Source organism: Mesorhizobium sp. M7A.F.Ca.CA.002.09.1.1 (assembly GCF_003998555.1).
Classification (GTDB): Bacteria; Pseudomonadota; Alphaproteobacteria; order Rhizobiales; family Rhizobiaceae; genus Mesorhizobium; species Mesorhizobium ciceri.
In genome coordinates this window covers 1-10,895 of the sequence record NZ_RZRR01000072.1, presented here as the reverse complement: position 1 = coordinate 10,895, position 10,895 = coordinate 1, and the positions used below count along the sequence as shown (strand labels likewise).

The window sequence follows — 10,895 nt, the reverse complement described above, 5'->3', positions numbered from 1 at the left end:
GTCATGGCGGCCACAGTCGCGGGATCGGTAGCCTGGGCTATCAGGCCTTTCTGCATATTCGCCTTCAGCGCGGCTTCGTTCAGGTCGGCTTCGGTCTGCTGCCGGGCGGTAGCGAGGTTTGAACTCAAGGTGTTCTGGGCATCGATGGCGTCCTGCTTCGCCTTGCTGATCGACTGCTTGGCGGTGAGGATGGCGGTTTCGTAGTCCAGGATCTTGCCCTGCAGGTCGGCAACCGACTGGCGCGAATCCAGCAGTCGGGCGTTGGCGATCAGGCCTTTCTGCGCTAGCGGGCCGATGCTGGCGAGCTGCTGCTGCGCCAAGTCGACCTGCTGCTGCTGGTTGACGATCTTCTTCTGCAGCGATTCGATCTCGGATTCCAAAACCCCTTTGAGATCGTCGAGCGCTTCAAGCTTCAGCTTCAGCGCCTTTTGGTCCGCTGTCAGGATAGTCATTTCGTCCGCGACGATGGCTGGCAGTCTCGGATCGCCCTCGACCTCCTTAGGCACGTCGAAACTGGCCTTGCCGGCCATATCCGCGTCGATGCGGGCGCGCCTGACGATCAGCCGAATGCGCTGGTCGTCGGAGACATCGAAATTGCCCTTGGCGGTAACCAAGTCCTTGCCGAGTTGAGGTCCGTAGTCGGCGTTTCGCCGGATGCCTCCGGCGACGCTGATGGCCTTCAACACTGTCAGGTCAGGCACATATGGAAACTGGCCGGGGTTCTGGACTTCGCCCGAAATGTAGAATGGCCGGAACTGCGCCATCTCGACCGAGGCTTCCGGTCTGTCTGACAAAGCGAGTTTTTTCTGCAAAGCCTCGCCGATCGCCGTTGCGATTTCGGACGTGGTCTTGCCGGAGGCCGGCAGTTCGCCGGCGAACGGCACCGACAGCGTGCCGGATGGACCGACCGTGTACTCGCCATTCACCGCCGACCAGTCACGGAATGTGCCTTCCACGGTCTGCCATTCGGCGACGCGGATGGTGAGCTTGTCCTGCGAGCCGAGGCGATAGTCGCCGGCGGCGGCCATGTCCGGGACGACGAGGGCCATGGCAAGGCATGTGGCCAGCAAACGCGCCCGCCGCAGGCGGCCGGAAACCGGGCCGCCGCGAAAGGCTTCGAACAAATCTGTTTTCAACTCAACGTTCCGATCCGCTATAGCCCCATCGCCCGATGAGCTTGCGTCGAATGGCCGACGCCAATGTCTGGCATTGGCCACCGGCCGGTCAGTAAGAACCGCGCGACATCCAGACGGCCGGGACGGTCTTGATGATGATGCGAACGTCCTCGAACAGCGACCAGTTCTCAACATAGTGACGGTCGAAGGCGACGCGGCTGTCATAGGACACATCGTTGCGGCCGCTGACCTGCCACAGGCCGGTCAGGCCCGGACGCGATTTCAGATAGTAGACGGCGGATGTGCCATAGATCTCTAGTTCGTCGCGCACAACCGGACGCGGACCGACAAGGCTCATATCGCCCTGCAGGATGTTGATGATCTGCGGCAACTCATCGAGGCTGAGTTTCCTCAGCACTGCTCCAACGCGGGTGACGCGCGGGTCGTTCTTCAGCTTGCGGGTCGCGATCCATTCCGCGTTGGCGTCCGGGTTGGTGGCGAGATAGGCTGCCAGCACCTTGTCGCCGTCCGGAACCATGGTGCGGAACTTCAGGCACGGAAAAATCCGTCCGCCCCGCCCGATTCGCCTGTGGCCGTAGAAAATCGAGCCACCGTCGGAAAACTTGACGAGCAGCGCTATCATGACAAATAGCGGGCTGAGGGCGATCAAGCCAATCAGTGAACCGGTGATATCGAAGCTGCGTTTGAGCAGGCCGCCGATCGGCGGCGGAAAATCGATGTCAGCCTGCGAAAAGCTCGCGGTGGCTGACTTGGCAACGTCCCTCATGCCGTAAACTCCATGCGTTGAACGAATGGTTCACCACACGATACCAAAAAAATGTTGCAGCGCAACACACAATTTACCACCCCGTTGAAATAGTCACGTCATGAAATGACTAAATAATAAGCTTGCCATGCACAAATTTCGGCATATTTAGCACATTTGTGACAATAAATGGGCACAGCCGAAAAAATAGAGGCCTTTGTGGGGCGGTTTTTAGGCGGACCTACCTATTTGCCAAGGCGAGGTACAAACTAGTGCTTCATCATGCCGTGATGCTTGGTCAAAACCATATAAAATACTACTTAATATTGGCCATTTTACTGAAAAATATCGACGAGAGGATATCGGCCTAGCTCCCGTTGCGTGCATTGCAACATGGCAGAGTCGATCGCAAAAGCTCGATCAAAAATAACCGAAGTTGCCCTTGCCGCCTATTGCTCGCCTTAATAGAATTGCAAATTATACCTGTCACGGTGACGACAGGTGGAAAAGGCCGGAAGCAACCGGTCGAGAGTGGGCGACCTTAACAAGCCCACATGACAAGGGACGGCGCTCGGGTGGGGCAATCGCGATAATACCCGAGCCGGTTTATGGGCTGTTGGGTATGGCACTTCCAAAATTCATCCTCGGGATGATTTTCGCTCTGGCGATCGTCGTCGGCTGGTCCTGGCTGGGCGGTGCGTCGATAGGCACGATATTGGTGCGTGTCATCATCTGCGCCGTGACCATTCAGGCTGGCTATTTCGTGCTCATCTACACCATGATCGCCAGGAGCGCGCCGACGCCTGCCGACATAGCTCGTGACGCCGAGCGCAAACTGAACGCACCCGAGGTCGCCGAAAGCGAGAAGCTGGGCGGTGCCAGGCGCGGCCTGCATTGATGCAGACTGCTCAAACGTGGCCGGTTTGGCGGCAACGACATCCTTCGAGACAAAGGGACCAAAGCGCCGCGTGAATCCGTCTCGGCGCGACGCGTCTTGGTCGCCGGCTCACGCCACATCAGCGGGTTCGCTCTCCGACTGTTCCCCCAACAGCATCCTCGACAACCGGCTGCCGGTTTTTTCCTTCAGCCGCTGATATTGGCCGACCTCGACGATACGGCCGTTTTCCATCGCCACCACCCAGTCGGCGAAGGCGATCATCGACGGCCGGTGCGCGATGGTCAGGATCGTCATCGTACCGCGTAATCCATCGATCGACCTGGCGATCAGCGACTGGTTCTGCCAGTCGAGCGCGCTGGTCGCCTCGTCGAGAATGAGCAGCGACGGCTTGCGCAGCAGCGCGCGCGCGAGCGCGATGCGCTGGCGTTCGCCGCCCGAGAGCCGCACGCCGCGATCGCCGACCACCGTCTCGAGCCTGAGGTCGAGCCGTTCGACAAACTCGCCGGCGTGCGCCTGACGCAGCGCGGCCCACAGATCGCCATCGCTGGCCCGTGGCGCGGCGAGGCGCAGGTTCGCCGCGATCGTGTCGTGCAGGAGGAACACGTCCTGCGGCACATAGGCCACCTGGTCGCGCCAGCGACGGCGATTGCTGGCATCGATCTCGACGCCATCGACAAGCATCTTGCCGGTGGTGGGCTCCAGCAGGCCAAGCAGCATGTCGGCGATCGTGCTCTTGCCCGATCCGGACGGGCCGATCAGGGCGGTGACCTTGCCGGCCGGCAGGCCGAAGGTGATGCCGCTCACCACCGCCTTGTCGACAGCATCTCCGTAGGCGAAGGACACGCCGCGAATATTCAATCCCTTATTGAGGGAGAGTGTCCCGGCGTCGGCGAACTCGGTATGGCCGGGCTCGCGTTCGGCGTCGAAACGTGCCTGCAGGCTGCGCATTGCCGTAAAGGCGGGCAGGTTGATCAGCACTTGCTGGGCCTGCGTCTGCATGTCCATGAAGCGCGGCGCGATACGCATGAAGACCAGGAGCAGGACGACGATCTCGGCCAGCGACAGATTGAAGCGGACCAAAGCCACATAGATGAACAGGCTCAGGCCCACGACGCTCGCCACCTGGAATACAGCAGTGCCGATGGTGCTGTTGCGCACATAGTCGATGTTGTCGGCCTTCATCCTCTCAAGCGTCGACCGCAGCTGCGCGAAATAGCTGTCCTCGACGTTCAGGCTCTTGGCCACCTTGATGCCGCCGAGAAATTCCGAGACCGTCCGGTACTGGTCCTGGCGATTGGCGGTCAGCACACGGCCGAAGGCAGTGGCCCGTGCCCGGAAGGGCCGCAGCGCCACGAACATCAGGATGCCGACGACCACGGCAAACAGCGTCATGACCGGCGAGATAAACACGGAAACCAGGAGATAGCCGGCCAGAAGAACGGCGATTTGCACCAGCATCAGCAGTGAGAAAGCCGCGCCCTGGACGCGGTCGATGTCGCCGGTCAGGGCATGATCGAGATCGGAACTGCGCATGCGTGTAAAAACGCCCCAGCGCGCCTTGCCGATGCTTTCGAACAGGTTCATGCGAACGCGATTGATGAAATCGAACAGCAATTTGGCCATGTAGACCGACTTGAAGCGATTGAACGCCGCCTGCGCCGCAACAAGCCCGACCAGCGCGCAAAGCACGGTCGTCAGTTGCAGCGTGCCATCAGGCACCAGCCAGCGCACGAAATCATCGTTGGGCAGCCGAACAGCGAAATCCTGGTCGGCACGTCCGACCAGATGCAGCAGCGGGACGAGCAGCAGGATCGAAATGCCCTCGGTCAGGCTGCCGAGGATGAGGAAGAACAGCGCCGTCCACGTTCGCCGGCCGCCGATCCGGGCAATGGTGGCGCCGAAGGCGGCAATTTCTCGAAACAGCGACAGGCGAAGGATTGGGGGCTTCGACATGGTTGCGCTCACAACCGCCGGCTGCCAGCCGACAGATCCTTTTCGATCAGTTCCACGGCTTCGCCGATCCTGTCCAGGCCCGTCGGGACTTCCAGCCGGTACACGCCGATATGGTTGGCAATCCATGAACATTGCCGAAGATGCGCCGTCGCGAAGTCGCCGGGCAGGGCCGCGCGGCCGAAGCGCGTCACATAGGAGAATTTGATGATGGCCGGCAGGGCGGCAATGGCGGGCAAGGGCGTGATGTCAGCCCTTTCGCCGCGCTCGAGGATATAGATCCTGGTCGCCGGCACCTCGTCGCCCGAAAAGCCACCGTTCAGGCGATGCTGCATCTTGTCGATCGCCGCATGCACTTGCGGCCGCACTTCCGCTTCCCCAAGCGAGATCGCCGCCGCGGCGTCGGCCGCCAGCTTGATCTGCGGAAAGCCCGGAACGGTCATTGGCTCACTCGGATTGGCGAGGTCCAGCGCCACCACGTCATCGGTAAGCAGTCGATGCCCGGCCCGGATCATCGCACTTGCGGTCGTCGACTTGCCGGCTCCCTTGTCACCCATGAAGATGGCGCTCGTGCCGGCGGCGGCGATGGCACTGGCATGCAGGACAAGCAGGCCGCGCCGGTGCAAGAGCAGCGCCATGACCGGACCAAGCAGCGGAAACGCGAGCAGCGCGTCGTCGACGCCGGGCGCCGGTTCGATGTCGATACGGCTGGAATCGGTGATCAGGAACGCGCCCACGGCATGCCACGCCAGATATTGCCGGTCCGGCTCGAAGCGAAAGTCGGTCGCGGCTTCGGGCGAGGGCTTTGGCAGGTCGATCGCGCCGACGGCAATCACGACATCCGCCGCCCCCGGCGTCGCCGGCTGCAGTTCGGGCAACGTCACCTCCGACGCGATGGTCAGGCCGTAGGCCCGGTAGAAGCGGCGTTCTCGCTTGGCCCGGCCATGCGAAAAGGCATCATCATTGCATAGAGCGAGCGGCTCGTTGCGCGGCATCATGCGGGGCTCCCGCCATGCTTGAGCTGCCGCAGCCAGAGCGACAGCGAGGCCGAGCGCCAGACATACTGGACATCCAGGGGGGCTGCCTGATCGGGCTGGCGCAGCAGCCGCGCATAGGCAGCACTCACTTGAGGCAGATTGACGTAAGGCGCGATGCGGTTCGCATCCGAGACCAGCAGCTGTTCCAGGAGGTCGCGATGGTTGCGCAGCATGCCATTGAGGAGATTGGCAGTGAAGTCGATCTTGTCGCGCCGCCACTGCACCGCCTCCGGCAATACGCCTTGCATGGCGCGGCGCAGCACATAGCGGCCAAAACCGTGGCTCAGCTTCTCCTCGCCCGGCAGCGCCAGGCAGAACTCGACCAGCGGCTTGTCCCAGAAGGGGTAGCGCGGCTCGACCCCGAAATTGGCGGCGGCCTTGTCGAGAACCTCGAAAGCATGCGGGACATAGCCGTTCGACAGGATCCAGCGATGGCTCAAGGCATCGCTGGCCTGGACGCCGGGCGGCATGTAGCCGGCCCGGTGAAACCGGTCGACAAGCTCGGTGCGCTTGGCCAGGTCCGGATTGATCAGGTCGCGCCAGCTTCGTGCGCGCGACACTTGCGCGGGCTTGCGGATCTTGTTCAGGGCACGGTTGGCCATATGCCTCAGCCTGGCGATGCGCCAGGCCGGCCCGTAGAGGGTCAGGAACTGGAGATAAAGGCCAAGCGTGCTGTCGCCATAGGTGTTGGAGGCGCTGCGGACCTCGCGCCACAGATCCATCCATCGGCCGCCATTCGCAAGCTCGTGCAGGTGGCCGTGGCCTTGTGAAACGACCTCGTCGCCACCATGGCCGTCCAGCAGCACCTTGATGCCCTTGGCGCCGGCAGTCCGGTAGATGCCGCGGGTGAGCGTCAGGCCCGGCGCCAGGAACGTTCCTTCCTGTTCTTCCAGCACGCGCTCGAATTCGGCAAATGGGGCATAGTTGCCAACCGGGATCAGCGTCGCGTCGACCTTCTGCTGGTCGAGAACGGCATCGATGAAGGGCCGCTCGTCCATCGGCGAGCCCTTCTCGAAAATCAGCGAGAAGGTTGGCAGCCTCGGCTTGCGCGCGGCGGCATTCTGCAGGCCGGCGACACAGGCGATAGACGAGGAATCGAGGCCGCCGCTCAGCATTGCCCCGACCGCCGAGGTCCCTCGCATGCGGTTGCGCACCGATTGCGAGAACAGATGGGCGAATTCCTCCGATGCATCCGACCGCAAGGGCCGCGCCGACGGCTCGATCTGCCAGTATCGGCGCAGCATCACTTGTTGCGCGGTGACGGTTAGGCTGTGGCGGGCCGGCAGGCTGAATATATCGCTGTAGGGGGTCGACTGCGGGTCGTCGGGAAGCCCGGCCAGGAAGCCGGAGATCTGGCGCTCGCTGACACGTGCGCGGATACCCTCGACGCCCAGGATCGGACCGATCTCCGACGCAAAGGCAAAACGCCGGTCCGCCGCGTGGTAGTAGAACGGCTTGACGCCAAAATGATCGCGCGCGCAAAACAGCGATTGCCGCTCGTCATCCCAGATGGCGAAGGCGAAATCGCCTTGCAGATGCTCCGGGCAGGCTTCGCCCCAGCGCAGGTAGGCCCGCATCAGCACGATCGCGTCGGCTACCGACTGGTCGCGGATACCGAGCCTGGCCAGCAACTCGTCACGGTTGTCCAGCCGGCAATCGGCGGTGATGGCGAGCCGGCCCCCAGCCATCGTCAAAGGGCCCGGACCGACTTCATCCGATGTGTTGAGCCAGGCGTGGCCAAGGGCGATGCTGGTGTCCAGCCACCAAGAACTGCCGTCAGGACCACGATGGCGCATGCGCGCCAGCATTTGCTGAATGTCGGCCGCCGCGACCGCCGGTGCGTTTGCTCCGCGCAACAGGATTCCGGCGACGCCGCTCATCGGCTGCCGTGGTCGACGAGATGGGCGAAGCCGTCGATCGATCCGCCAAGCACGATATGGTTGTCGCTGACCAGCCAGGCATGTGCTTTCAACTGCTCGCCTGTGCCACGTTCGATGCCGATGCGTACCGTCGATTCATTGCCTTGGCGGGCGAGAATATACTGGCCGGAGAGCGCCTGGGTCAGGCACGTGGCGTAAGGGACGAAACGGGCCGCGGCGGCAACGCCCCAGGCGACGCGCCGCAGTTCGCCCATTGAGGCGCACTGCCGCGCGTCGAGGCGCGTCACCAGGCTGCGTACACGATTGTAGGACAACAGCGTCAGCCCCAGCCGAACTGTCGCCACCACCAGCAGGCAATGGCCAAGGAAGATCATTTCCGAGCCAGTCAGGGAGAAAATCCTGACCAGCCCGCGCCGGCTTCCCCCGCGCTTCGTCTGCTTGACGTTTGTTTCTCTCGCCGGTTCCTGCCGTAAAGCCGTGGCCCGCGAAGACAAGGCCGGCGAAACCAGGGCCCGTGAAACCAGGGACTTGTGCTGGACCGGCTTAGACAAGTGCCTCATGATGCCGTCTCGCAAGCCCATTATCGGCCAGGCCCTTCAGCAATGCGTCGACATCGGCCTGGCAGCGCACCGGGTCGACATTGTAGCGCGCAAGCACGGCGCTGCGGATGTCGCCGATCGACCGGGGTTCCTGGATTAAATCCCAGATGAAGGCGCCGACGCCATTCAGGCTGTAGTAGACATTGGATTTGAGATTGAGCAGCGCCAAGCCATCGCCGAACTCGCAAGCCACGGCATCCTTGGTCGCGCACACGCTATCGTGGTCGCCCAGATCACGGTCGGATAGCTCCCCGTTCATCCCCAAACCTCGCTGACAAAACGCTGCGACATCTCCAGGCGGCGCAGGAGAAATCGGGAGGCTGGCCCCCCGACCCCTCTTACGTCTGCTTTTGAATCCAGAGTCCCAACATGTCACTCTGGAATCGGCTGTAGGTCTCAGGAGAACGTCAGGTCGCCAATCGGCGTATGCGCGGGGAACGATGCGTCGATCGCCGTGCTGCCGCCGCCGCCCTGGGTGATGGTCTCAATCGAACCATGGACCGTCAGGCTTGGCGTTTCATATTCATGCTTTTCAACATTCTGTTCCATTTTACTCTCCGATTTAGGACTGGAAACGGCCTGTCGAGTGCCGTCAGCACTTTTATGCTGCAATGCAATAGCTGCACGGCAGCATTTATGAGTCAAGACTGTTTTACTTTCTGTTAATCAATTACGGTTGCTGGCGTCGTCACATGAGCGGCATGCCTAAAACTTGTCATTTTTTAGCCGATTCCTTGTGCACGACGATCGCGCCTGTGCTGATTCTTTAAGCATTTGATTTTGCTTGCATAAGCCGTTTGCGTTGTGCCTATATTTAGGCCTCTCTAATGAAAAGAATTTCCATTTGAGAAATCGTCCGGAGATTGCCTAAGCGGACGTGGCAAGGGACATTTCAACCGCGGTTTTCACTGCTTTCCGATGCCACCTCGATAGACGCTTTGGTGGCAAAAATTCGCACTGCAGAAGGAAAGGCTTTACGGCATCGAGGTTTTTGGTGATGCTTGCTTCGCACTTGCAGCATAAGTGTCGGCGCGAAACGCTTTCTTGGGAGACTGTGCGCTAAATGGCCTTGCCGGATGGCTCATACGAACGATTGCGCGCCGCCGGCTGTGCCGGCGAGGTGGCCTATGTGCAGGCTTGCCTGCGATTGTTTTTCGCCGGCCCGGGCGCGGGCGACGTTTCGATGCGCCATCTTGACGGTGAAAAAATTGCCGAGATTGCCAGGCTGAACAAGGTCGCCGTCTTTGTCCTCAAGGCGCTTTCGCGCGCACCCGCGCTTCAGAGGCCAACTAAGCTTTTCCAATGGCTCGACACCTACCGCAGGAAAACGGTTTCGATGAACGCGTCCTGCATCATGGATTCGATGGCGATCCAGGACGTGCTGCGCGCCAGCGAGATCGATTTCGTTTTTCTGAAGGGTCCGTTCCAGCAGCAACTTCTCTACGACGACCATTTTATGAAGCCCTCGGGCGATGTCGACATCCTGGTTTCGCCGCTCGGATTTTTCAGGGCGCGTGATGCGCTTCGCAAGATCGGCTATGAGGTATCAGGCAAGTCGAGCTCCGTCTGGTGGGTCCGCTTCCTCGGCGAACAGCACATGACCCGGGACGACGGGCCGAGGTCGTCCACCGTCGATCTCCACTACCGCCTCCAGCAGCCCGGCTCGCCAAGCCCGCGCGACGCGGACGGGTTCCTGCGGCGCAAGCGACAGGTCGAAATCGCCGGTGCGACGGTGCCGTTCACCTCGGTGGCCGATACATTGCTTTTGTCCTGCATCAGCGTCGCCAAGGCACTTTTCAACCGGGAACCCTGCGCCGGATACGTCTGTGATATCGGCGCCAGCGCCGGCCGCCTCGACGAGGCGGATCAGCAGCGTTTGCTCGATGCCGCTACCGCGCAAGGTCTGGACGACACGCTGCTGCTTGGCCTGCGCGCCGCCGACGTGCTACTCGGCGGTGCCGGCACGCTGCTGTCGCAGCGCGCGACCAGGATCCTGCCGCGCATCGGCAATGAGGATCTGCTCAGCATGGTCATCGCGCCGTGGCTGCCGTCGCTGCGGTGGCCGCAGCGGCGAACGGTGCTTTGGGAACTGTGCGGCCGCGCGCCGGTCCGCTATCTGGCCGAAGCAGGCTGGGCGGCGTCCGCCGATATCAGCCGCCGCATCTTCGAGCGGCCGGCGAGTCGCTGAGGGTAAATTGGATGCTGATGGCAATTCTGTAGTGCATCGAACGAGTACGGGGCGAGGGCAAATCGATATTACCTGTACGAGAGGCAAATCCATGTCGATGACGAAATCCGAGGTCTGCGTGATCATCGCGGCAAAAAACGCCGCAGCGACAATCGCCGTCGCCATCGCATCCGCATTGCGCGAACCGGAAGTGGCGGAGGTCGTGGTCGTCGACGATGCCTCCACCGACGACACCGCCGGTGTCGCACGATCCGCCGATGATGGCAGCGGGCGGCTCTCCGTGATGCGCCTCGATGTCAATCGCGGCCCCTCCTTTGCCCGCAACGCAGCCATCGCCGGCTCGAAATCGCCGTTCATCAGCATTCTCGATGCCGACGATTTCTTCCTCGAAGGCCGGTTTCGCAACCTGTTTGCCGGCGCCGATTGGGATTTCGCCGCCGACAACATCATGCTGATCAGGGA

Annotated in this window: 11 protein-coding genes; 3 read left to right on the top strand and 8 right to left on the bottom strand. The window is 61.7% G+C overall.

The features are described 5' to 3' along the window. Positions 1-1,124, bottom strand: a 1,124-nt coding sequence (locus tag EN994_RS05520; protein ID WP_164745817.1) for a polysaccharide biosynthesis/export family protein, incomplete at its 3' end; no start/stop codon positions are given. A 100-nt stretch (positions 1,125-1,224) separates the two neighbouring features. Beyond that, the gene (locus EN994_RS05515) at positions 1,225-1,902 is read right to left on the bottom strand and encodes a sugar transferase (RefSeq protein ID WP_013528120.1); all 678 of its coding nucleotides are present in this window, start codon (positions 1,900-1,902) and stop codon (positions 1,225-1,227) included. 601 nt (positions 1,903-2,503) lie between these two features. Here EN994_RS05515 and EN994_RS05510 point away from each other — a divergent pair. Then, positions 2,504-2,779: an exopolysaccharide production repressor ExoX protein gene (locus tag EN994_RS05510; protein ID WP_013528119.1), complete on the top strand. Its 276-nt coding sequence runs from the start codon at positions 2,504-2,506 to the stop codon at positions 2,777-2,779. Positions 2,780-2,887: 108 nt separating this feature from the next. Here the strand turns inward: EN994_RS05510 and EN994_RS05505 are convergent, their stop codons facing one another. From EN994_RS05505 to EN994_RS05480, 6 genes are all read right to left on the bottom strand, one after another. Continuing rightward, positions 2,888-4,732, bottom strand: coding sequence for an ABC transporter ATP-binding protein (locus EN994_RS05505; protein WP_063169879.1), 1,845 nt, complete (start codon positions 4,730-4,732; stop codon positions 2,888-2,890). An 8-nt stretch (positions 4,733-4,740) separates the two neighbouring features. Then, positions 4,741-5,727 carry a serine kinase gene (locus EN994_RS05500; RefSeq protein ID WP_063169880.1) on the bottom strand — a complete coding sequence of 329 codons (987 nt, stop codon included), beginning with the start codon at positions 5,725-5,727 and terminating at the stop codon, positions 4,741-4,743. Then, positions 5,724-7,646 (bottom strand): lasso peptide isopeptide bond-forming cyclase, encoded by a 1,923-nt coding sequence (locus tag EN994_RS05495; protein WP_063169881.1) that lies wholly within the window; start codon positions 7,644-7,646, stop codon positions 5,724-5,726. Before EN994_RS05495 ends, EN994_RS05500 begins: the two co-directional genes overlap by 4 nt. After that, entirely contained in the window at positions 7,643-8,020 is a 378-nt protein-coding gene (locus EN994_RS05490; protein ID WP_244514257.1) for a lasso peptide biosynthesis B2 protein, read from the bottom strand. Before EN994_RS05490 ends, EN994_RS05495 begins: the two co-directional genes overlap by 4 nt. Positions 8,021-8,189: 169 nt before the next feature. Continuing rightward, positions 8,190-8,504, bottom strand: coding sequence for a PqqD family protein (locus EN994_RS05485; RefSeq protein WP_027164264.1), 315 nt, complete (start codon positions 8,502-8,504; stop codon positions 8,190-8,192). A gap of 137 nt (positions 8,505-8,641) precedes the next feature. After that, a complete protein-coding gene (locus EN994_RS05480; protein WP_010913078.1) occupies positions 8,642-8,794 on the bottom strand; it encodes a lasso peptide in 153 nt (50 codons plus the stop codon). A 514-nt stretch (positions 8,795-9,308) separates the two neighbouring features. Here EN994_RS05480 and EN994_RS05475 point away from each other — a divergent pair. Together EN994_RS05475 and EN994_RS05470 are read left to right on the top strand one after the other, a co-directional pair. Beyond that, entirely contained in the window at positions 9,309-10,433 is a 1,125-nt protein-coding gene (locus EN994_RS05475) for a nucleotidyltransferase family protein (protein ID WP_013528113.1), read from the top strand. Between the two features lie 91 nt (positions 10,434-10,524). Next, the coding region (locus EN994_RS05470) for a glycosyltransferase (protein ID WP_127288000.1) at positions 10,525-10,895 on the top strand (371 nt) is incomplete at its 3' end.